We start from the raw sequence: 22,547 nt of genomic DNA on the forward strand, positions 1-22,547 counted from the left end.
TCCGGCAAAACAAAACGGCCACAAGGGCGGTACCCGTGTGGCCGTTGGTATTTTGGTCTGATGAAGATGATCAGCGGGTGCTGGCCACCGACCAGGTCAGGGTGACATCGCCATTGGCCGGGACGTCGATTTCCCAGCTGATCTGGTTGGGTTGGTCACGTTCGTGCTTTTGGCTTTCGGCGGTGACTTTCCAATCAACGGGGATGTCTTCGCGGATGGTGACGGTTTCGACCCGGTCACTGGTATTGCGGATCGTCCATTTGAGATCCGCACTGACCGCGTCTGGCAGGTTTGCGCGTGCCTTGCGATCAACCGCGACCACATCGCGCGTTCCGTTCAGATTGCTGGCCCTGCCCAGGCGAAGGGTGGCATCCTGCCCGACCGGGGTCAGCGAAATCATGTCTTCTGACAGATAGCCGGTGTCGCCTGCGGGCGTCTTGGCATAGATGCGGACAATGCCATCGGGCCATGGACTTTTGGCGTCTTTGCCGCCCTCGTTGGTGATGTCGATTTCAAGTTCGGGGCGAACGAACTTCTGGCCGTTGCGCTGTTCCATATTATAGACGCTGCTTGCGGCGGTGAAGATCGCGCGGCGTTTGACCGGCAGAACCTGCGGATCGAGCAACGGCAAGATCACCGTATCGCCATCCTGCATCGAAAGTCCGTCAAATGGACCATAGACATGCAGGTTTTCAAAGCTTGCCCGGTCCGGCGCGCTGGCAGCCGATGCCGCGCCATCGGCAACAGCCGACATCATCATTTCGGTACGTGCGGCCTTTGCCATCGGGGGCTGCTGAACGCGGTTGGGATCGCCCGCCACCAGACGCAAGGATGCGTCGTCATAGTCGCTGCCCGATGCGTTCATCACCTTGGCGATGGCGGTCAGTTTCAGGCTGTTTTCCGCACGGTCATAATAGGCGGTATAGGACGTGTTCCAACCAATCCCGCCCAGAAGATAGGCCATCGAGAGGTGATCAAGCGGCGCGCTGGTCGTGATATCGGCATCAAGGGTGGGGCGGGTGGTAAAACCATCAGGCAGTTCGGAAATGATCACCTGATCAAGGGCGACGCGTTCAATCCCGGCATCGGTTTCGACCAGGGCCACATGGGTCACCGCAACAAGGGTACCTTCGATCAGGTCATCGTCACGGCGGATGGTGACGGTCTTTCCGATCTGATCGCGCAGCAGGTCATCAAGAATGTTGGAGCCGTTGCTGCGATTGCGCAGCGACGTCCAGACAAGATCGGCATCCTTGGCGGTGCCGAGCAGGAAGGAATCATTCATGATGGTGCGGGGCAGGCCATCAATGCGAAGGGTGCTTTGGCCTTCGGGGATGGCGACGTCACGTTGTTCGGCGATCAGGGACAGATTGCCCGGATAGACGGTGAGTTGCAGGTTGGTGCGGTCATTTGCCGACAGATCAACGGCTTGGCTTTGAGCGCGGGCAGGGTTGATATCCTGCCCGAAAAATACCGCTGAGCCCAACAAAGCGGCCAGTGCGAAACGATTGCGCAATGCTGCAGACATTCCCGATCCCTCTATATGGTGGCGTATTAAGGTCCTGTTTCTACCCTGCTACCTTTGCTTGAAAAAGTGGCAGGATCAAGGACATGTGGGGACGATTTCAAGAATCAGGTCAGCGCAAAGGGCGCCATGCACATAGTACTGGTGGCGTTTGTTGCGGACCAAGATGTTCTGAAACGACGATCGCAAAAGTGCGGGCGATCAGCCCAGTTCGTGATGGAATGAATAACCGCCAGCTTCTGGCAGGTGATGCTGATAGGCGGCCTGACGGGCCGTATCGATAATGATCGGGGCACGCAGATTGACCGACATGCTGACCGGGCCATCATCGGGTTTGTGCAGGGTGACAATGAGCAAGACCGCGCCATCATTTTTCTTGATGCCATGAATGCCAAAGGCCTGTTCAAGATGTTCGGGGCGAATGGTGTCGCTTTCAAGGTTATAGGGCGCGACGATAAAGGCCAGTTCCGGCTCGGTCAGGCATTGCATGAGAAGAAAGGCACTGCCGCCTTCGCCCGGGAAGCTTGCAAGGGCAAAGACGTTATGATCTGGAAAGCCCTTGAGCCCGGCGGGGAAATAGATCGCCTTGTCCCAGGCGAATTCGCGTTCACCAAACAGGGTGGTCAGTTTTACCGCGGACGGGACGGCATCTGTGGCCGTTGGGTTCGCGCCTTTCGTGGTCGCCATCGCGTCCTCCTGAAGATCCGGTTTCAAGCTTAAGCAAGAACTGTCCAAGCATTTTGGATTGGTATGCCCAAGATTCAAGGGTTTGGCAGACCGGGAGGCATTCTATCAGGCGTTTATTTAGCAGGCGTTAAAGAGAACCCCCACGGGTTCGCTAAATCCTTTGACCTGAATGGTTTGCGTCTGGCTATAGCGGGCGAGCAGGATCGGAGCCGCAATCGGGGCTTCGCTGCGCAGGCGATCGGCGAATTGTTTGCTCATGACTGTATCGCTGCCCAGTTCGCGGGTGGCTTTTTCAAGGCGGGCGGCCAGATTGACCGTGGCGCCGATCACAGCGGGCGTCACCGCTTCGCGCTGGCCGATATCGCCGACAACCGCCGGACCAAAATTAAGCCCCACGCCGATTTCAAGCGGCGCGCCGCCGTTTGCCGGGTCTTTTGCCTGCCATTCAGCGACCTGGGTGATGATGGCCTGTGCAGCGCAAAGTGCATTGGCGGCGGGGTGTTCAAGATCATCGAAGGCGGCGAAACTCGCCATCACGGCATCGCCGATATATTTTTCAACAATGCCGCCATAGGCGCCGATTTGGGATGTGGCGATCTGGTGGAACTGGTTGAGAAAGCGCATGACTTCCTGCGGGTCACGCTTTTCGGCAAAGCGCGAAAAGCCGATGACATCGGCAAACAGAATAACGCATTCGCGCCGCTCGCCGACACGCACCGGTTCATCACGATCAGCCAACTGATCAGCAAGGGCCGTTGGGAAATAGCGCGCCAAATTGCCATGCGCGCGTTCGGATGCGGCCGATTGATTGATCAGAACCCGCAAACGCGAAACCATCACCGCGCAGGCCAGCGTAAAGACGATGACAATGATGACCTGTTCGGCCAGGGCGGAAATATCGACAAATTCCGGCAGGTTATAGGTATCGATAATTTCCTGCTGGGTCGGGTTCCATTCATCGCCGAAATGCTGCGATACGATGACGCCGGGGCGCGTCATCAGCCACCAGATCGCCCCGCACCAGGACACAAACAACCAGAAGCCGAACCACAAGATCAGGCGCGGTGAAAAGGTCATGATGATGATCGCCATCATGATCATGGAAAAGACCACGCCACGGTCACGCACGACAAAGCCATACAGCCAGGCCGGTTGTTCGAGCAACGGATTGAGCGGGTCGGGAACGACGGAGACATAGACGATCAGTACGGCGTCAATCACGGCCAGCACATAGATCATCCAGTAGGCCTTATCGCCGCGAAAGGCGACATAGAGCTGTACAAACACGCCGGGAATAAACCAGGCGAGGACTTCAAGCAGGGTATAGAGCTTGCCGGTTGGCGAATCAGGTTTGCTAAACAGCAACAGGATGAATGCGAGCAGACAAATGCGCAGAAAGGCGACAAGCATCAGCCCGCGCTTTTCTTCGCGGGCGACCAGGCGTTCAAACAGTGAGTCTGATGGTTCAGTTTTTGACGGCATCAGCAAGAAGTTGTTTCAGCCCTTCGCTGTCCTTGATGACCAGACGACCGTCACGGCGTGTGATCATCCCCTGTTTTTCAAGTTCACGCAGTTTCTTGTTCACCGCTTCACGGGTCACGCCAAGCATCAGCCCCAGTTCCTGCTGGGAAAGCGGCAGGGCAATGCGGATGCCTTCGGGGTCCGGGCCGCCATGACGTTCGGCCAGCCACAGGATGCGTTTGATCAGGCGCGCGGTGAGGTCCAGGAAGTTGGCATCTTCAAGAAGATCACTGACCCAGCGCAGGCGACGGCACAGAAGGGCCGTGATGTGACGGCGCAGCGGTGCTTCGCGATCAAAGATTTCAAAGAAATCATCGCGTGAAATAAACAGGGTCCGGGTCGGGCCGACCGCCCGGGCGGTCGCCGTGCGCGGTTCGCCGTCAAGCAAGGCGATTTCGCCAAACACCGCACCGGGTGCGAGAACGTTCAGCACGATCTCCTTGCCGGTTTCCGAAACCGAGGAAATGCGAACCTTGCCCGCCTCGACCGCATACAGGCCGTCAGCCGGTGCCCCTTTTTCAAACAGCAACTGGCCATCATCCAGTCGGCGCACAGTGGCCTGGTTGGAAAGCTGTTCGAGCAGTTCGGGATCAAGATCCTCAAACAGGAAGCTGCCTGCCAGAATGCGCGAAGCGACTTTCGCAAGTTGCGGGGATTTGGGACCGGTTACACTGTTCACGGGGTTCACTTTGAAAAAGGTTTCGTTTCAGGGGCGAATCGAAAGATTTGATTGCCAAAGTAGCACAATTACCCTGTTTTACAGCAAGCTGTTTTGCAATGTGCCTTTGACGGGTTCACCTGTAGCCGCGCTGTTTAAACGCGCGGCATTTGGCAATATTTTCGATCTTTGCGGTTTGAAATTCAGGCAGCCCTCCCCCAAGCTTATAGATGTTAAATCATCGCTTTTTGTCAGGAATTTGACGGAAAATCAGGGGTCGGTTCCCTTTTTTCGGGCGATTGCGATTGGGCGCAAAGCGTTGGTATGTGCGACTTTTGGCTAAAACATAGAACGTTTGACAAAATCTCCTATGTTTTTTAAATTATCCTAATTCCGAACAAAGACCGCGAAAGAACAAGAGTGTCAAAAGCAACCTCGGTCTGCGGATGTCGTTTTAATCGGGAGGAAGTAATGAAGATGATTTCCAAAGGTGCCCTGTTTGGCGCCGTATCCATTGCTGCTGCGTCATTCGGATTTTCCGCGCAGGCAGCCGACGTCACCCTGAACTTTGCCCATGTAGACCCGGCAGAGTGGACCACCTCGAAAAAAGGTGCGGCGTCACAGGTCTTTAAAAACATTGTCGAAGCAGAATCCGGTGGCCGTATTGAGGTCGGACTGTTCCCGGCTGGTGCGCTGGGCGGTGAAACTGATCTGCTGCAGAACACTCAGGACGGTACCCTTGCCATATCGATGGTTTCCGGTCCGTTCTCCAAGGTCTGCCCTGAGGCAGCCGTTCTCGATATTCCTTATGTTTTCCCGAATGCCAACGTTGCCTGGAAAGTTCTGGATGGCGGCTTCGGTGAAGAGCTTGCAGCACACTGCCTGGAAAAAACCGGCCTGCGTACGCTGGCTTATGGTGAAACCGGTTTCCGTAACTTCACCAACTCCCAGCGCGCTGTTGCCGAGCCGAAGGACATGGAAGGTCTGAAAATCCGTGTCATGACCGTTCCGCTGTTCGTGGAAATGGTCAAGGCCCTTGGTGGTGATCCGACCCCGATTCCGTGGCCGGAAGTTCCGACTGCACTGACCACCGGTACGGTCGACGGTCAGGAAAACCCGATCAGCGTGATCTATGCCAACAAGTTCTATGAAATGCAGAAATACCTGACGCTTGACCGTCACGTATATGGCACCGACTTCATCGTGATCAACGAAGACACCTATCAGAGCCTTTCGGAAGCTGATCAGGCCCTTCTGCGTCGCGCAGCTGGTGTTGCATCGAATGTTGGTCGTTCGATCCAGCAGTTCAACTCTGCCGAAGGTGTTGCCAAGCTGGCCGAGGAAGGCATGGAAGTGACCACGCCGACCGCCGAGCAGCTCAAGGCATTCCGTGACGCGGCACAGCCGGCTGTCATCGAATGGCTGTCGGGTCAGATCGACGCCGAATGGATTGAAAAACTGCAGACTGCGGTTTCTGAAGCTGAAGCTTCGATGTAATCGGTCTTTGGTGGGTCGGGTGCTCCTCCTTGCACCGGACCTGCCCTTTTTTCCCGCCACCGTGCTTTTGGCCACCGTGCTTCAATAAGCATAATAATAAATTTTGAGTGATCCGGGGGAACCCATGCAACGCACCGAGAATGCGTTTAAGCGTTTGCTCGCCGGGCTTTCGGGGCTAAGTATCCTCGTTGTCTTCGGTGTTGTTTTTGCTGGCAGTGTCAGCCGCTATCTGTTTTCTTCCCCGCTGCAATGGAGCGAAGAAGTCGCGAAATACGCGATGATCTATGGCTGCATGTTCGGTGTGGCTTATGCCTATCTGCAGGGTACCCAGATCACCTTCAGTATTGTTGTCGACACCATTCCCAGACGGTTTCGTCGCGGGCTCGCACTTGTTGTTGATGCCGCGACCCTGATTCTGGGCGGTGTTCTTGCCTATGCCGGTTATATCTTTGCCGCCAAACGCGGCGGCATCGTTGCATCGGGCATCGGCATCCAGATGTATTGGGCGCAAATCGCGATCACGGTTGGGGGTGTATGCCTCGTGATTGCAGCCATTCTGCGACTTGCATCCTACCTTAATCAGAATTCCACAGGGGGTGAGGCATGATTACCGGCGTTACCCTTCTGGCCCTGCTTGCGATTGGTGCGCCGGTTGCCTTTGCGATTGCGCTTGGTCTTGTGGCCTATATCAGCACCGGCACATTTGGCCTCGATCTTTTGCCGCAGCGTATTTTTGCGGGCCTCGACAGCTTTACGATCCTGGCGATCCCGCTGTTTGTTCTGGCTGGAGAGTTGATGAATGCCAGCGGCATTACATCGCGCGTGATCAATCTGGCCAATGCGCTTGTCGGGCATGCCAAGGCCGGTCTGGCGCAGGTCAATATCTGGTCATCGGTGATCTTTGCTGGTCTTTCGGGGTCTGCGGTTGCCGATACCTCGGCGATTGGGCGTATCTTTATTCCGTCGATGGAAAAAGAAGGCTATCCGCGTGACTTTGCTGCAGCCCTGACAGCAGCATCATCGGTTATTGGCCCGATCATTCCGCCGAGCATTCCGGTGATTATCTATGCGCTGATCACGACCAATGTCTCGGTTCCGGCCCTGTTCCTTGCCGGGATTGTGCCGGGTGTTTTGCTTGCGCTGGCACTCTCGGTTTATGTGCGCTTCTTTGTGAAAACACATGCCAAGCCGCGCGAACGCATGAATATGGGCGAGAAGCTCAAGGCCGTCTGGAATGGTCTTATTCCGCTGTTCATGCCGGTCTTTGTGATTGGCTCGATCCTGGCGGGGATTGTCACCCCGACCGAGGCAGCGAGCTTTGCGGTGTTTTATGCGCTGATCGTCGGTCTGTTCGTGTTCCGCGAACTCAAACCGGGTGATTTGCCGGGCATCTTTTCGGGCGCGATGCGCGATTCATCGAGCATCCTGATCATTATGGCGACGGTTGCCGCGGCAAACTGGTTCATGACCTTTGCCGGTATTCCGCAGGCCATCAGCCAGTTTGTTCTGGGCTATGTCGATAGTCCTGCGACCTTCCTGATTTTGATCAACCTGATGCTTCTGGCGGTTGGTCTGGTGCTTGAAGGGATTGCCGCCATGCTGGTGCTGGTGCCGATCCTGCATCCGATTGCGCTTAGCCTTGGCATCGACCCGACCCATTTCGGGATCATCGTGATCTTTAACCTGATGATCGGCCTGATTACGCCGCCGATGGGGCTGTGTCTGTTTGTTGCAGATGCGGTGGCCGGTGTCGGCATGGCACGGATGATCCGCGCCATCATGCCGTTCTTTATCGTCGAACTGATGGTGCTGCTGATCATCACCTTTGTTCCGGGCATTGTTACGTTCCTGCCCGATCTGTTTGGATTTTAGGATACCTGTCCATGTTGAAACTCGGTCTTATCGGTAAAGGCATTTCGCGGAGCCAGTCGGCGCGACTGCACGTGTTGCTGGGCCGTATGTGCGGTATGGATGTCACGTACGACTACCTCGACAGCGATGTGATCAAGGATTTCGATCTGATCAAGCAGCTGACCACCTGTGCGGAAACCGGCTATGCCGGGGTCAATGTGACCCACCCGTACAAAACAAGCGCGCGCAAACTGATTACACCGCGCAAACGCCTGCCCGAAGCTTTGGGGTCGGTGAACACCGTCGTCTTCCGTGAAGACGGCTGGCGCGGTGATAACACCGACTTTGTCGGTTTTATGCGCGGTTATCGTGGTCAGTTCGGCGATGCCAAGCCGGGCACGGTTTTGCAGATGGGGGCTGGTGGTGTCGGTCTGGCAACGGCGTTTGGCCTGCGCGGGCTTGGTGCGGACAAGATCCTGATTCATGACAAGGATGCGGCGCGGGGTGAGGAGCTGGTTGCGACGCTTGTTGCGGCTGATGCCAATGCGGCGTTTGTGGGGGAAGATGACCTGTCTGACGCGGTGCGGTCAGCTGATGGTTTGATCAACTGCACGCCAGTTGGCATGAACCAGTATCCGGGCTGCCCGTTTGATACCGATTTGTTTGGTGGCCAGAAATGGGCATTTGATGCGGTCTATACCCCGGTTGAAACCGCGTTCCTGCGCGCAGCGGCCAAATCAGGGATCGAAGTCATGACCGGCTTTGAACTCTTCTTCTTTCAGGGTATTGAAGCATTTGAAGTTTTCAGCGGGGCCGAAATTGATGCCGACGCTGCGAGGGACGAATACTTCAATGCCTATCCCGAGGCATTGACAGGCTAGGGGAAAGCACATGAGCAGCAACACAGTTGCCGAGACAGTTTATAACGAAATTCGCGACGACATTCTGTATGGCGAATTGCAGCCGGGCGTGAAGCTTAAGCTTGAGGCGCTGCGCCAACGTTATAGCGTCGGGGTCAACACGCTGCGCGAAGTGCTGAACCGGCTTGTGGCGTCGGGCTTTGTCTTTGTCGAGGGCCAGAAGGGCTTCCGCGTTGTGGAAACATCGCCGTCCAATTTCATGGAATTGACCGCGATGCGCCTGCTGCTTGAGCGCGATGGTCTGGCGGCCTCGATCAAGCATGGTGATGTGGAATGGGAGGCCCGTGTGGCCGCCGCCCATCACAAGCTGGCCGCTGTGGAAAAGCAGATGCTGCACGAAGACAATCGTGAACTGACCGTGCGCTGGAGCCAGTATGACCGGGAATTCCATCAGGCACTGATTTCGGCTTGTGGATCGAACCTGCATATGCGCCTGCATCACGAAATTTTCGATCAATTCCGCCGTTACGTGGTGATCGAACTCAAGACCCATGGTTTCCGTGCCCAGGAAATCATCGATGAGCATCGCGAAATTTGTGAGCTGTCCCTTGCACGGGACCTCGATGGCGCGATTGCCAAACTGACTGACCATATCGAAACCTATCGGCGGCGTTCACAGCATTGATCGGCGCGCGGGAACCCCGCGATTGCTGCATCCTTCTGTGAATGTCCCGGTGCCCCACATGCATCCCGGAGGGATAAAATGCTGACCTCAATTGCTACAGTTTCACTGTCGGGCGATCTTCAGGAAAAACTCGATGCCATTGCCGCCGCCGGCTTTGACGGGGTCGAGATTTTTGAAAATGACCTTCTGTCCTTTGACGGATCGCCAGAAGATGTTGGCAAAACAATCCGTGACCTCGGTCTGAAACTGGTCACCTTCCAGCCGTTCCGCGATTTCGAAGGGATGCCCGAACCCCAGCGTACCCGTGCGTTTGAGCGGGCCGAGCGCAAGTTTGACCTGATGGAAGAACTGGGCACCGACCTTTTGATGGTTTGCTCAAACGTATCGCCGCATTCCTTGGGCGGGCTTGATCGTGCGGCAAAGGATCTGGCGGAGCTTGGTGATCGTGCGGCCAAACGGGGGCTTCGCGTGGCGTTTGAGGCGCTGTCATGGGGCAAGCATATCAGCGACTACCGCGACAGTTGGGAAGTGGTACGTCGTGCCAATCACCCGAATGTGGGCTTGGTGCTTGATACCTTCCACATTATGGCGCGCAAGGTGCCGCTGGATGCGATTTCATCCATCCCGGGGGATAAGATTTTCCTGGTGCAGGTGGCTGATGCCCCGATCCTTGAAATGGATGCCCTTTCCTGGAGCCGCCATTTCCGCTGCTTCCCGGGGCAAGGGGATTTCCCGCTTGATGAGTTCATGCGCAACCTTGCCATGACCGGCTATGACGGGCCGCTGTCGCTTGAGATTTTCAACGACCAGTTCCGGTCAAGCTCGACCAAAAGCGTTGCCAAGGATGGCTTGCGCTCCCTGATCTATCTTGGGGACGGGGTTGAAGGCGTGAAGGTCGGCGAAAAAGCCACCGAACTGCCGCCCAAGGCCCATGCCAAGGAAGTCGGCTTTGTCGAGTTCGCGGTTGAAGAAGAAAATGCCGAGAAGCTTGCGACGCTTTTTGCAGCCCTTGGCTTTGAAAAACGCGGCAGCCACAAATCCAAGGCGGTGACGTGGTGGAAGCAGGGTGACATCAACCTTGTGATCAATTGCGACAAGGATGGCTTTGCGCATTCCTATAACATCGTGCATGGCCCGTCGGTATGTGCGGTCGGCCTTAAGGTCGATGATGCCAAGGCGACCATGGATCGTGCGCAGTCGCTTCTGGCCGCACCGTTCAGTCAGGCGGTCGGCGAAGGCGAAATTGAAATGCCGGCCATTCGCGGCGTCGGGGGCAGCCTTGTTTACTTCCTTGATGATCATAGCGAGCTTTCGCGCATCTGGGATGTCGAGTTTGAACCCGAAAAGGGCGCGGATGCAGATAGCGGGAAGGCGAAACTGAGCAAGGTCGACCATGTTTCATACTCAATGCAGTATGAGGAAATGCTGACCTGGCTTTTGTATTTCACCTCGATCTTTGATCTGGGCAAAATGCCGACCCTTGATATTCCTGATCCGGGCGGACTGGTGCAAAGTCAGGTGGTGCAAAGCGATGCGGTGCGTTTGATCCTGAACGGTTCGCAAAGCCCGCATACCCAGCATTCCCAGTTTCTCAATGAATTCTTTGGCAGTGGGGTGCAGCATCTGGCCTTTGCCAGCGATAATATATTTGCATCCGTTGATTACTGCACGGCGCATGGGGTCGAAATCCTGCCGATTCCGGAAAACTATTATGACGATATCGAAGCGCGTTTCGGGCTGGAGCCGGAACTGCTTGATCGTTTGCGTGCGCGCAATATTCTCTATGATCGTGACGATGAAGGTGAATATTATCAGGCCTATACACGTACCTTCGCCAATCGATTCTTCTTTGAATTGGTGGAGCGTCGTGCGTATCGTGGCTTCGGGGCGGCAAATGCGCCGATCCGGCTGGCATCCCAGACGCGGATGAACCGCCGCAAGTAAAGCGGTGATGTGACCACAAGGCCCAAGCGCATAAAGGCGGGAAACAAGGAAATGAGCGTGCAGGAAATTCTTGTCATTAACGGACCGAACCTGAACCTTTTGGGGCAGCGGCAGCCGGAAATCTATGGCTATGACACATTGGCCTCGATTGAGGAAAAGTGTGCGGCTCTTGCCAAGGAGCTCGGCGTTTCGGTAAGGTTTGGCCAGTCCAACCACGAAGGCGCGATCATCGATATGATTCACGAAGCGCGTGAGAAATCGGCCGCCCTGATCATTAATGCAGGCGCTTATACCCATACCTCGATCGCCATTCATGACGCGCTCAAGACCTTTGAGGGCTATATCATTGAGCTGCACATTTCCAACCCGCATGCCCGTGAGGAATTTCGCCATACCAGCTGGATCAGTTCGGTTGCGGATGCGGTGATGGCCGGTGCCGGTGCCTATGGGTATGAGCTGGCAACCCGCCTTGCGGCGGAGAAAATTAAGGCGGCCTGATCGGGCTGGTGTTTATTCAATCAAATCTCGATTGAAGGCGCCATTTTATCGATCTAAGCGGTTTGAATAATTGCAACGCGCGATTGTTCGGATCAAAAGAAAGGCGGCCATTGGCCGCCCTTTTTATTGGCTTGAATGTCCGGGGTCAGACCGAGCTTCGTGAGCGCAGGGCAGCGGCTAATGTGCCGTCATCCAGATAGTCCAGCTCACCGCCGACCGGCACGCCATGGGCAAGGCGGGTGACTTTGACGCCGGTCTCCATCAGCCGTTCGGTGATGTAATGTGCTGTGGTCTGGCCATCGACCGTGGCATTGGTAGCAAGGATCACCTCAGAGACGCTATTTTCGCGCACGCGGTTAACCAATTGATCGATTTTAAGGTCATCCGGCCCAATACCATCAAGTGGCGACAGGGTGCCGCCCAGCACATGATAGCGTCCCTTGAACGACGCGCCGCGTTCCAGGGCCCAAAGGTCCTGAACTTCCTCGACCACGCAGATGATGTCCGAGCTGCGGTTCTGATCGGCACAGATGTGGCAGGGATCGGTGACATCGATATTGCCGCAATTGGTACAGGTCGTCATGACCTCGGCCGTGGCATGCAGGGCATCGGCCAGCGGGATCATAAGCGTCTCGGGTTTCTTGAGCATCTGCAAAACCGCACGCCGAGCGGAGCGCGGCCCAAGGCCGGGCAGGCGTGAAAGCAGCTTGATCAGATTTTCAATTTCCCGTCCGGTCATATATCCAAATTCTTTATCAATAATAGTCTTCATTATTGAGGAGAGGTTTCCATCTTTCCATAGAATGGCTTGCCTCTTATAAACTCTATAAAGTGGACGAATTTATTAGGAGGCTTCACTTTCCATCGATTGTGGACCCATTCCAAATGCTCATAAATAGTCATGCGATGCCGTCCATCGCGGAGTTGCCAGATATATTTCTGACAGCAGGAATACAGTGCCAAGTATGTACCACGTTCACTGTCTTTGATTAATTTCTCGTCGAAATCACCATTTCGGAGTCCGGCACAAACAAACTCATAATGATTTAGGATATCTCTGAAATTTTTGCGCAAGTCTTCATCTTCGCCGTTCAGTATCTCTTCGGGACAAGATCCGGACTTAAGGTAAGGTGCAATTTTTGCTCGTGCTGCAAGAAAGTCTCTATTGAAATTGGCCTGTAACATTACATTTATAGTGTGCTGTTTCTTGGCAAGATTTCGAGATCTTCGCGCTGTGTACAGCCAGCCTGCTGTTGCACTGGCAGCACCGATCAGAATTGCAATCTCAGGCGGCATACGACGATTCCAGATTAAGGATACAAATAAAATTTGTGGAAATTTACGCTGTTTGGAGTATAGTAAGTAATCCTCATCAATTTCAACTAGAGGTGATTCCGAAATGTTCATTGAAACTGATCCTGGCTTCTAATCCAGAGAATTTGGACTAGATCGTAGAACCACCAGAAAGGGCGGCCAGTGCCGCCCTTTGTCGTATTTGTTGTTTGTTTAGTTGATCAGAACGGCAGTTTGAAGCCTTCTGGCAGGTCCATGCCGCCGGTGACGTCCTTCATCTTGTCCTGAACAGCGGCCTCGACCTTGACCTTGGCGTCGTTATAGGCGGCAACGATCAGGTCTTCGAGGACTTCGGTGTCTTCCGGGTCGACGATGCTTTTATCAAGCGAAAGGCCGCGCATTTCGCCTTTGCCATTGAGCATCACCTTGATCATGCCGGCACCGGACTGGCCTTCGATTTCAAGTTCAACCAGTCCTTCTTGCATTTCCTGCATTTTGGACTGCATCTGCTGGGCCTGTTTGAGCATCCCTGCAAGGTTCTTCATAGCTCGTCGTCTCCTTCGAGATAAAATGCGTCATCATATACGGAACCGCTTTCGTCCTCTTCACCTTCGGATACTTCCTGTCCGGGTGGCAGATGGACGGCCACGATTTTTGCTTTGGGTAAACCATCAAGAATGGCCCGGACCAGCGGATCTTGTGAGGCATCTGCCTTGCGCTGTTCCAGGGCTTCGAGTTCCTGTTCCTTAAGGGTTGGTGCGCCTTCTTCGCGCTCCGAGACGCTGACCAGCCAGCGATGACCCGTCAGGCCATTAAGCGCCTTGATCAGTTTGGGCGACAGGTCCGACCCCGCCCCGCGTGCCGGGCGAAATTCAATGCGACCCGGTTCATACTTCACCAGATGCATATAGTTTTTGACCTGCATGGCAAGACCGGTGGTTTCACGATCCTTGCCCAGCAGTTCCGCAACTTCTTCAAACGTTTCGGGCATCTTGGCATAGACAGGCTGTTCGACCTGTTCGGGTTCGCCAAGCGGGTCCGGGCGACGTTGTGCAACCGCAGATGCACCTCCGCCATTCACGACCTGCATGCGCGGGCCTGGCCCACCACTGCCGCCGTTGCCACCATTGCCGCCACCACCTTGGGGGGCGCCTCCGCCATTGCCGGCATTGTTCATGTCCTGACGGAGCTTCTTGATCAGATCGCCCGGCGGCGGCATTTCTGCGGCATACGCCAGACGGATCAGGATCATTTCAGCGGCCTGAATGGGGGATGGCGCAATGCGCGTTTCTTCAAGGCCCTTGAGCAACATCTGCCAGGCGCGGGTCAATTGCGGCATGGCAAGCTTGGCGGCGATTTCCTTGCCACGTTCGCGTTCGATCTGTGACACGCCCGGATCATTGGCGGCATCGGGTGAGAGCTTCACGCGGGTCAGCCAATGGGTCAGGTCGAGCATATCCTGCAGCATGACCGGCGGATCACCGCCAAGGGCATATTGCGCACCCAAAAGTTCAAGGGCCTCGTTGATTTCGCCCTTCATGGTGAAATCAAACAGATCGAAAATCCGCGAACGGTCCGAAAGACCGAGCATGTCACGCACTTGTTGCGTGGTGACCTTGCCAGCGCCATGCGAAATCGCCTGATCAAGCAGGCTCATGCCATCACGCACCGACCCATCGGCCGCACGGGCGATCAGGGTGACGGCTTCTTCTTCGATCTCGGCATTTTCAAGCCCGGCAATGCGGGTATAGTGGGCTGCCAGTTCATCGGTCTGAACACGGCGCAGGTCAAACCGCTGACAACGCGATAATACCGTGATCGGAATTTTGCGAATTTCGGTGGTGGCAAAGATGAACTTCACATGCTCTGGCGGTTCTTCCAGCGTTTTCAAAAGCGCGTTGAACGCACTTTTCGAGAGCATGTGCACTTCATCGATGATGTAGATCTTGTAGCGGGCCGAGGTCGGGCGATACCGCACTCCTTCGATCAGCTCGCGAATGTCATCAACACCGGTGCGTGACGCGGCATCCATTTCCAGCACATCAACATGGCGGTCTTCGGCAATCGCACGGCAATGCTCGCAGACACCGCATGGCTCGATCGTCGGGCCGCCATTGCCATCTGCGCCAATACAGTTCAGCGCACGGGCAATGATACGCGCCGTCGTGGTTTTACCGATCCCGCGCACCCCGGTCAGGATAAAGGCATGCGCCAGTCGCCCACTTTCAAGCGCGTTTGACAGCGTCTTGACCATCGGCCCATGGCCGATCAGTTCATCAAAGGATTTCGGGCGGTATTTGCGCGCAAGAACCTGATATTCGTTTTTGGCTTCTGGTTCGGCCACAGCAGCGGGCGCGGTTGTTTGCGCACCATCAACTGACTCGGTTGACGTCGGTTCACCTTCTGTCGCTGTTTCGCTCGCGGTCTCGATCTGATCGCTCATTCATCCGGTCCGGACTGTTTTAATTCTCAGTTGGTTTTAGCAGCTTCGAAGCCCGATGGGAAAGGCCAAGTGGGAAATTTCCCATACAAAAACCCATCTGCCGGTGAATGTCAGGGGCATGGCAATTATCAGCGATTTCAAAGGGAGAAATGAAAGGGTGAGAGACTGAACAGCGACCCGGAAAAACTCGTTACGGCTGCTACCTTCCGGTCCTGACCGGGTTGGCGAGCGGTCCGTCCACTGCCAGCCTCTCGCCCCCTATATCGCGCAAAGATCGGTAGAACGCAAGCGTTGGCTGGGATTTTTTCTGTGTTCAAGCAATCGTGGCTTTTGGCAGGCCGTTGCGCACGTTAATGTCGTCATCCGTCACCACAGGAAATATCGGCGATCCCATGGGTTTGGTCGATATTTGCCAAAAAGAATTTTGGGAAAACCACTGCCATGAACAGGCTTTTTTATGAATCTGTCGATCTTGATCGCGATGCCGTGTTGCGCAAGCGCGATGACTGGCAACAGGTTCTGTTGGCCGAGGAGTCGTTGCGTATCCTGATCTGTCATGCGGGCGATCCGCTCTTTGCATGGCCCGAAGACATGGATGCCCATGAACTGGTGGTGCTCGGCGCCCCGGCGGTTCCGCATCTCGATGTTGATCTGCATGGTGGGCAGTGGATTTACCTTGGCCGCGATGAAAGTGGGCCGGTGATTGCGGTCGATATCGCGCCGGTGGTTTCTGATCGCGACGAAGCGGTGCGGAAACTGGGCGGCGGGTTTGGTGACATGCGCACCCGTATGGCCAATCTTTCCATTGATGAGGCGGGCCTTGCCGCGCAGGCGCGCGCCATTTTCCACTGGCATCAGGGCCATCAGTTTTGCGGGGCGTGCGGCCATCCCAACCTGGTGGCAGAGGCGGGATATCGTTTGCAATGCAGTAATCCCGATTGTGGCAAATCGCATTTCCCGCGCACCGATCCGGCCGTCATCATGCTGATCCATCATCAGGATCATGTGTTGCTGGCCCGGTCGCCACAATTCCTGCCCGGGATGGTGTCGGTGCTGGCGGGCTTTGTTGAACCGGGTGAAACCCTTGAACAGGCGGTCGCCCGTGAGGTGTTCGAGGAAGTCGGGATCAAGATCAAGCGACCACAATATGTCGCATCCCAGCCCTGGCCATTTCCGGGATCGTTGATGCTGGGCTTCGTGGCTGAGGCCGAAACGACCGAGCTTGTGCTCGACAATGACGAGATCGAATTTGCCATGTGGGTGCATCGCGATGATGTGCCGAGCCTTCCCGAAAAAGGCATTAATTTGCCACGACCGATATCAATTGCCCGCTTCCTTCTGGAAAACTGGTGCGCACGACGCATATAGTTCTAAAGATTACTTTGTCATCGTCCTATTGCGATGGCGCCGCTGTTGTGGATGAGGTTGATGTTTGGGAAAACTTTGGTAGCGATACGTTTTCTGTGCCACGTGGCTTTAACAGGCTTCGTCGCAGGTATGGCTATAATTTTGTTCGGCGTACTGTCGGCAAAGGCTAACGAGCCTGTTCGGATCAAGGTCGGAGCCTATGAATATAGCGATGTGTTTTTCTATGAAAATGGCCAGCCAAGAGGAATTGCCCCGCAACTTATTGATATTATTAACGAGTTTCAGAAAGACTACGAATTCAGACTCGTAGAAACGTCATCCCGTCGGCGTTATGAAGACCTTATGAGTGGCGAGTTTGATCTTATTCTCCTAGATAGTGAGAAATGGGAATGGCATTCATTTGATGTCCAGTTTTCAGATACGCTTTTGATCGAAAGCGATCTGTATGTCGCCCTTGCCGGTGGAGAGGACCCACAGGTTCTGTTCTCCGATGTGCTTCGCTATCCAATATTGTGTGTGCTTGGTTTTCATTACAGTTTTGCTGATTTTAATGCCGATCCGGCATTTCTTGAGGCAAACTATGATGTCTTGCTGCGCTATAATGAACAGGATGTTCTAAACGGACTGCTGGCCGGTGAAGCACCGATCGGCGTCATCTCTGCCGGATTCCTGACTACAAAGTTCAATGAACACCCCGAACTGATTGACAAGTTGGTGTTCAGTGTGATGCCAGATGCGCGATATGATCTTGTGTCTGTGCTGTCCGGTAAATCGGCAATATCGCCTGAAACATTCAATCAATTGATTGCTAAGCTAAAGGACAGTGGGGTTGCAGATCATCTATGGCAACACCACCATTCCGATTTGCCCGGATAGGGGGGACGCCAAGTGCATTTAGTCTAGTGGCGGAATGCGGGCGACGACATTACGGCGCAGGGCGTCTGGGCGTTCACGCCAGGCAACAATCCCCTTTTCGCTTTCGGCATATTTTGACGCCAGTTCGCACAGGTCATCAATCATGCTGTCGGGGTCGACATTGCCATAAACATATCCCCATTTGCCCGATCCATTCAGCGCAACCGAACAGCCCGACTTGCAATTGGTCAGGCATTCAACCGGTTTGAGATCAAATGGCAAATCACGCGTCGCACAAAGTTCCTGTATGCGATCAAACAGTGTCTGACCATGCCGCGGGTTGCTTGGTGCATCGGCGTTTGAAGCGGTGCAGGTCGTGCAGATATTCAGGCGTGGTTTGGTCGTCATGCGCGTGGGTCTATCCGGGATATGTTGATTTTGAGACGGTGCAGGGCGCGCATCCAATCAGCTTGCTGCGGGTTTGGTCAAGTCATCTTCAAACTGATGGGCGACATATTTCTGAATGGCACTGGCAAGCTGACGATTAACCAGCGGATGGGCATCATCGGCCAGCATCACGGCAACCCCGACTGCCGGAAGCGGCGGGAAGCCATCACGGGCATCGAGGATTTTAAATTCGTCCGTCACGCTGGCCGCGGCAAGGGCGGCAACCCCGAGGCCATCGCGCACCAGATGAAGCATCGATGCCGCCTGACGCGAGGTGGCATAAAGGTTGAACGCGCGATTGGATTTCGAAAAGGCATCAATCGCCCAAGCATGGAATTTGCAGTCCTCAGCCGGAAGCACAAGCGGCAGGGGATCAAGATGATGCTGATTATGGACCGGCGAGGTTACCCAGACACCCGGTTCGTGGCGCAGGAAATAACCTTCTTCGCCTTTTTCCGACCGGCTGATGATCGACAGATCAAGTTCGCCCTGATCAAGCATCCGGCGCAGAAGGATTGTCGGATTGACCGATACAAAAAAGCGCGCGCTGGGATGCACGGCACTGATGGCGCGCAGAACAATTGGCAAAATCTTTTGCGCGTAATCATCCGGGCAGCCGATGCGGATCGGGCGGGTGGCTTCCTGGGAGCGCAACTGTCCCATCGCCTCGTCCGTCAGGCTGAGGATCCGACGGGCATAGCCGACAAAGGTGATGCCTTCGTGGGTCAGTTGCACATTGCGTCCGTCACGTTCGAACAGCTTGTTCTCAACCAGTTCTTCCAGACGTTTCATCTGCATGGAAAAGGCCGACGGCGTGCGACCAATGCGGTCGGCCGCCCGGTTAAAGCTGCCGCATTCGGCAAAGGCGACAAAGCTTCTGAGCAGGTCGGAATCCATGGGGTCTCCTTTGATCAGAAAATTTGATCAAGAATGTTGAACAATAAGGTCAAAACTATTCGATTGTCGGATCGCGATCCAGCGGCAAATATCAAACCCGGCCGGCCAATGCAGTTATCGAGTGTTCTCAACGCATGTGCCACAAGGATTATCACAATGATTTTGAATGACTATTTGATGTCGGGGAACGGCTATAAAGTCCGTTTGATGCTTTCGATACTGGGTCAAAAGTTCGAATATATCGAACGCGACATCATGAAAGGCGAAACCCGCACACCGGAATACCTGGAAAAGGTCAATCCGAACGGCAAAATTCCCGCACTTGTCCTTGATGACGGCCGGAGTTTGGCCGAAAGCAACGCGATCCTGATCTATCTGGCTGAGGGGACCAATTTCATCCCCGAGGACGCCTATGAGCGGGCGGATATGATGAGCTGGCTGTTCTTTGAACAGTATGACCATGAACCAAATGTCGCTGTTCTGATTTCCTGGTATGAAATCAAGGGCCTGCCGGACCATGCCGACATTCTCGAGCCGATGAAGCAGGCCGGGGCCAGGCGTGCGCTTGATTTGATGGAAAAACGTCTTTCAGGTCATAACTGGCTGGTGGGTGAGTCGCTGACCATTGCCGATATCTCGCTTTATGCCTACACGCATCGGGCAGAGCTTGGCAAAATCAGCCTTGAACCGTATCCCGGCATCCGTGCGTGGCTTGATCGCATGGCGGCCGTTCCGGGCTATGTGCCGATTACCTGGACGCCGTAAATCCAAAAAAGCAGCCACCACAAACAGGAATTTCGCCCAAGGTCGGGGGAAGTCGGGGAAGGGTTTCCCTGCCTGTGGTGGCTGAGTACCCTGACGTGACTAAGGGGAACGTCAGGGTGGCGGTACGCGGACTAGGCCGTTTTCAGAAGCTTTTCGGGTAAAAGCGGATCGGTCTGGGCGGCGGAACTGCGCGCTTTGAAACGCGCAAAGGCATTTTCGACATGGGGCGCATCACCCAGCATTTCCGGTCCCCCGGGCATCGCCATCAGATAATGGATCATCGGCATGATCATCATGTCGGGGATGGTGAAACGGTCGCCAAAAAGCCAGCCATCGGCGTAGGCCGCGTTCAAGACCTGCAAGTCATAGCGGATGTGATCGGCCATCTTGTTCATCTGGATGGCAAAGCCCGGATCATGACGTTTGGCGTCCTCGGCAAAGACCATCGGAATGACGAAGTTGCGGATGATGTCCTGATCCAGCCGGGTCATGGCAAGGCTGATCCACTGATTCATGCGCGCAATCTTTTGGGCACTTACCGGGCGCAGAAGCGGTCCCGGAAAGTTATCGTCGATATAGCGGCAAATGGCCGCAGTTTCATACAGAACAAAAGACCCATGAGTCAGGACCGGCACCTTGCCAAACGGGTTGTTTTGCAAAAGCTCGGACGTTGGCGGATGGCCGGGCGTCTGGACGTTGCGACTGCTGAACTCAAAGGCGATTTCCTTTTCAAGGCAGGCGATACGCACAGTTCGGGTCAGGCTGCTGCGCGGCATTCCGATGATTGTGATATCCGACATGACAAGCTCCAAGGGTGACGACATGAACTTGCAGACAGGATTACGTTGCTCATAATATGTTCAAGAACATATTATCTGGGTGTGTCATGGTGGCGCTGTTGACCAACCAGACATCCGATGACGTGATGGAGTTCGAAATGCCCTATGCGCCGACACACAAAGCCAAAACCCGCATTCGCATCGTCAATGCGGCGAGTGCGCTTTTTAAAAAATACGGCTTTGAAAACATCACGATTGATCAGGTGATGGCGGGGGCGGGACTGACACGCGGCGGGTTTTATGCGCATTTCAAGAACAAGGAAGACTTGTTTGTTGCCTGTGTTGAAAATGGCATGTCGCTTTTGTCATCGCCGGTGCTGGCAAAATTGCGCAAGGCCGAGTTGTCGGGCAGTGACTGGGTGACGTCCTTTGCCGAGCTTTATCTGTCGCGGGTGCATATTGACAACCCGGACCTTGGCTGTGCCTTGCCGACATTATCGACAGAGGTCTCGCGGTCCGGTGACCCGGCACGTGCCGCGTTCTCAAAACTGATTGATCAGGCGTCAGGAAAGCTTGCCTGGAAACTGGCAAAGGAAGATGGCGTGCCGGGCATGGATAAACCCGTGCCGGTGGATGGTGAAACAAGGCTTCCCGATGTTCCGGAAGACTATCGCACAGAAGCCACATCCATGTTGGCGATGATGGTCGGCGCGGTTGTGTTAAGCCGTGCTGTCGATCACGACACGTCCGAAGATATCCTGAGCGCGACGCGCAATACGATCCTGCAATCGCGCGACCGGTTGCCAGCAAAGGCCGATCAGAAAACCGGCTGATCAGTCGTAAAAACCTGACAGGATTTCGCCGTAGATTTTCACAAGGTTTTCGATGTCATCGACCATGGCGTGCTCATCGACCTTGTGCATGCTTTGCCCGACCAGGCCGAATTCTGCGACCTCGGTGTATTTCTGAATAAATCGCGCATCGGATGTGCCGCCGGTCGTGCTCATTTCCGGGCGCTTGCCGGTGACTTTTTCCGAGGCATCGGCAATCAGGTTGGCGAGCTTGCCTGGATTGGACAGGAATGCTTCGCCGGAAACCTTGACCTTGAGGTCATGCGCGCCGGCATGCTCGGCACAGACATCCTCAATCCATTTTTTAAGATCCGCACCCTTGTGCTGATCATTAAAGCGGATGTTGAACGCCGCACTGACCTTGGCGGGAACGACATTGGTTGCGGCATTTCCGGCATCAACCGTTGTAATTTCAAGGTTGCTGGGCTGGAAATGTTCGGTGCCCTGATCGAGTTCGCGGGAATTCAGGACGTCAAGCGTCTTGATCATGCGCGGGACCGGGTTGTCGGCCAGATGCGGATAGGCGACGTGGCCCTGTGCGCCATAAACCGTCAGCCAGCCGGTGATCGATCCGCGGCGGCCGACCTTCATCATCTCGCCAAGATATTTCGGGTTGGTCGGTTCGCCCACCAGACAGGCATCGAATTTCTCGCCTTTCTGATCGCACCATTCGACCAGTTTGACCGTGCCGTTGATCGCATCGGCTTCTTCATCGCCGGTGATCAGGAACGAGATGCTTTCATCAAAATCCGGATGGGCGGCAAGGAATGCATCCACGCCGCCAACAAAGCAGGCGATGCCGGTTTTCATATCCACCGCACCACGGCCAAACAGACGACCATCAATGACTTCGCCTCCGAACGGATCGACCGTCCAGGCAGCACTGTCGCCAGCAGGCACAACATCGGTGTGACCGGCAAAGCAGAAATTGCGGCCCTTGGTACCAAGGCGGGCATAGAGATTGTCGATGGCGTCACTGCCATCACCCTCAAAAACCTTGCGCTTGCACTCAAAGCCGCGTGCCTCCAGCGCCTTTTGCAGCACATCAAGCGCGCCTTCATCAGCCGGGGTGACCGACGGGCAGCGGATCAGGGATTGTGCAAGTTCAAGCGCGGTGGACATT

General features: G+C 55.0%; 24 protein-coding genes and 1 other RNA gene. 12 read left to right on the forward strand and 13 right to left on the reverse strand.

From position 1 onward, the window contains the following. Positions 1-70 precede the first annotated feature (70 nt). The 4 genes from ACXAIA_RS17700 to ACXAIA_RS17715 form a co-directional block, all read right to left on the reverse strand. On the reverse strand, positions 71-1,528 hold the full coding sequence (locus tag ACXAIA_RS17700) for a DUF4139 domain-containing protein (protein WP_475350511.1): 1,458 nt from the start codon (positions 1,526-1,528) through the stop codon (positions 71-73). A 198-nt stretch (positions 1,529-1,726) separates the two neighbouring features. Then, on the reverse strand, positions 1,727-2,212 hold the full coding sequence (gene fliW / locus ACXAIA_RS17705; protein ID WP_475350512.1) for a flagellar assembly protein FliW: 486 nt from the start codon (positions 2,210-2,212) through the stop codon (positions 1,727-1,729). A gap of 117 nt (positions 2,213-2,329) precedes the next feature. Next, the gene (locus ACXAIA_RS17710) at positions 2,330-3,694 is read right to left on the reverse strand and encodes an adenylate/guanylate cyclase domain-containing protein (RefSeq protein WP_475350513.1); all 1,365 of its coding nucleotides are present in this window, start codon (positions 3,692-3,694) and stop codon (positions 2,330-2,332) included. Continuing rightward, positions 3,678-4,412 carry a Crp/Fnr family transcriptional regulator gene (locus ACXAIA_RS17715; protein ID WP_475350514.1) on the reverse strand — a complete coding sequence of 245 codons (735 nt, stop codon included), beginning with the start codon at positions 4,410-4,412 and terminating at the stop codon, positions 3,678-3,680. Before ACXAIA_RS17715 ends, ACXAIA_RS17710 begins: the two co-directional genes overlap by 17 nt. 10 nt (positions 4,413-4,422) lie before the next feature. Between ACXAIA_RS17715 and ACXAIA_RS17720 the strand changes: the two genes are divergently transcribed. The 8 genes from ACXAIA_RS17720 to aroQ all read left to right on the forward strand — a co-directional run bounded on the left by ACXAIA_RS17720 (position 4,423) and on the right by aroQ (position 11,726). Continuing rightward, positions 4,423-4,734, forward strand: a complete 312-nt coding sequence (locus ACXAIA_RS17720; RefSeq protein WP_475350515.1) for a hypothetical protein — start codon at positions 4,423-4,425, stop codon at positions 4,732-4,734. Positions 4,735-4,862: 128 nt separating this feature from the next. Then, a complete protein-coding gene (locus ACXAIA_RS17725; RefSeq protein ID WP_475350516.1) occupies positions 4,863-5,888 on the forward strand; it encodes a DctP family TRAP transporter solute-binding subunit in 1,026 nt (341 codons plus the stop codon). Positions 5,889-6,012: 124 nt separating this feature from the next. Continuing rightward, complete coding sequence (locus ACXAIA_RS17730; protein WP_475350517.1) at positions 6,013-6,495, forward strand: TRAP transporter small permease; 483 nt, start codon at positions 6,013-6,015, stop codon at positions 6,493-6,495. Beyond that, entirely contained in the window at positions 6,492-7,760 is a 1,269-nt protein-coding gene (locus ACXAIA_RS17735; protein WP_475350518.1) for a TRAP transporter large permease, read from the forward strand. Before ACXAIA_RS17730 ends, ACXAIA_RS17735 begins: the two co-directional genes overlap by 4 nt. A gap of 11 nt (positions 7,761-7,771) precedes the next feature. After that, positions 7,772-8,620: a shikimate dehydrogenase family protein gene (locus ACXAIA_RS17740; protein WP_475350519.1), complete on the forward strand. Its 849-nt coding sequence runs from the start codon at positions 7,772-7,774 to the stop codon at positions 8,618-8,620. A 10-nt stretch (positions 8,621-8,630) separates the two neighbouring features. Further along, positions 8,631-9,284, forward strand: a complete 654-nt coding sequence (locus ACXAIA_RS17745) for a GntR family transcriptional regulator (protein ID WP_475350520.1) — start codon at positions 8,631-8,633, stop codon at positions 9,282-9,284. 78 nt (positions 9,285-9,362) lie between these two features. Further along, a complete protein-coding gene (locus tag ACXAIA_RS17750; protein ID WP_475350521.1) occupies positions 9,363-11,228 on the forward strand; it encodes a bifunctional sugar phosphate isomerase/epimerase/4-hydroxyphenylpyruvate dioxygenase family protein in 1,866 nt (621 codons plus the stop codon). Positions 11,229-11,279: 51 nt separating this feature from the next. Continuing rightward, the gene (gene aroQ, locus ACXAIA_RS17755) at positions 11,280-11,726 is read left to right on the forward strand and encodes a type II 3-dehydroquinate dehydratase (RefSeq protein ID WP_475350522.1); all 447 of its coding nucleotides are present in this window, start codon (positions 11,280-11,282) and stop codon (positions 11,724-11,726) included. Between the two features lie 145 nt (positions 11,727-11,871). Here aroQ and recR read toward each other — a convergent pair whose 3' ends face one another. The 5 genes from recR to ffs form a co-directional block, all read right to left on the reverse strand. Next, the gene (gene recR, locus ACXAIA_RS17760) at positions 11,872-12,465 is read right to left on the reverse strand and encodes a recombination mediator RecR (RefSeq protein WP_475350523.1); all 594 of its coding nucleotides are present in this window, start codon (positions 12,463-12,465) and stop codon (positions 11,872-11,874) included. A 32-nt stretch (positions 12,466-12,497) separates the two neighbouring features. Continuing rightward, on the reverse strand, positions 12,498-13,133 hold the full coding sequence (locus ACXAIA_RS17765; protein ID WP_475350524.1) for a DUF4760 domain-containing protein: 636 nt from the start codon (positions 13,131-13,133) through the stop codon (positions 12,498-12,500). A 107-nt stretch (positions 13,134-13,240) separates the two neighbouring features. Further along, positions 13,241-13,564 carry a YbaB/EbfC family nucleoid-associated protein gene (locus tag ACXAIA_RS17770; protein WP_475350525.1) on the reverse strand — a complete coding sequence of 108 codons (324 nt, stop codon included), beginning with the start codon at positions 13,562-13,564 and terminating at the stop codon, positions 13,241-13,243. After that, complete coding sequence (locus ACXAIA_RS17775; RefSeq protein WP_475350526.1) at positions 13,561-15,462, reverse strand: DNA polymerase III subunit gamma/tau; 1,902 nt, start codon at positions 15,460-15,462, stop codon at positions 13,561-13,563. Before ACXAIA_RS17775 ends, ACXAIA_RS17770 begins: the two co-directional genes overlap by 4 nt. A 157-nt stretch (positions 15,463-15,619) precedes the next feature. Continuing rightward, an RNA gene (gene ffs, locus ACXAIA_RS17780) (signal recognition particle sRNA small type) lies at positions 15,620-15,714 on the reverse strand. Between the two features lie 189 nt (positions 15,715-15,903). Here ffs and nudC point away from each other — a divergent pair. Further along, positions 15,904-16,830 carry an NAD(+) diphosphatase gene (nudC, locus tag ACXAIA_RS17785; RefSeq protein ID WP_475350527.1) on the forward strand — a complete coding sequence of 309 codons (927 nt, stop codon included), beginning with the start codon at positions 15,904-15,906 and terminating at the stop codon, positions 16,828-16,830. 60 nt (positions 16,831-16,890) lie between these two features. After that, complete coding sequence (locus tag ACXAIA_RS17790; protein WP_475350528.1) at positions 16,891-17,706, forward strand: hypothetical protein; 816 nt, start codon at positions 16,891-16,893, stop codon at positions 17,704-17,706. 18 nt (positions 17,707-17,724) lie between these two features. On the opposite strand, the gene ACXAIA_RS17795 is transcribed toward ACXAIA_RS17790, so the two are convergent. Beyond that, positions 17,725-18,093, reverse strand: coding sequence for a DUF1636 family protein (locus ACXAIA_RS17795; protein WP_475350529.1), 369 nt, complete (start codon positions 18,091-18,093; stop codon positions 17,725-17,727). 57 nt (positions 18,094-18,150) lie between these two features. Then, entirely contained in the window at positions 18,151-19,029 is an 879-nt protein-coding gene (locus tag ACXAIA_RS17800) for a LysR family transcriptional regulator (RefSeq protein WP_475350530.1), read from the reverse strand. Between the two features lie 156 nt (positions 19,030-19,185). On the opposite strand from ACXAIA_RS17800, the gene ACXAIA_RS17805 reads away from it, so the two are divergent. Then, a complete protein-coding gene (locus tag ACXAIA_RS17805; RefSeq protein ID WP_475350531.1) occupies positions 19,186-19,794 on the forward strand; it encodes a glutathione S-transferase family protein in 609 nt (202 codons plus the stop codon). Between the two features lie 131 nt (positions 19,795-19,925). Here the strand turns inward: ACXAIA_RS17805 and ACXAIA_RS17810 are convergent, their stop codons facing one another. Then, positions 19,926-20,594, reverse strand: coding sequence for a glutathione S-transferase family protein (locus tag ACXAIA_RS17810; protein WP_475350532.1), 669 nt, complete (start codon positions 20,592-20,594; stop codon positions 19,926-19,928). An 86-nt stretch (positions 20,595-20,680) separates the two neighbouring features. On the opposite strand from ACXAIA_RS17810, the gene ACXAIA_RS17815 reads away from it, so the two are divergent. Further along, entirely contained in the window at positions 20,681-21,406 is a 726-nt protein-coding gene (locus tag ACXAIA_RS17815) for a TetR/AcrR family transcriptional regulator (RefSeq protein WP_475350533.1), read from the forward strand. On the opposite strand, the gene dapE is transcribed toward ACXAIA_RS17815, so the two are convergent. Further along, entirely contained in the window at positions 21,407-22,546 is a 1,140-nt protein-coding gene (gene dapE / locus ACXAIA_RS17820) for a succinyl-diaminopimelate desuccinylase (RefSeq protein ID WP_475350534.1), read from the reverse strand. Between the last annotated feature and the right edge of the window lies 1 nt (position 22,547).

This window comes from Thalassospira sp. ABL2_045, from assembly GCF_056161285.1.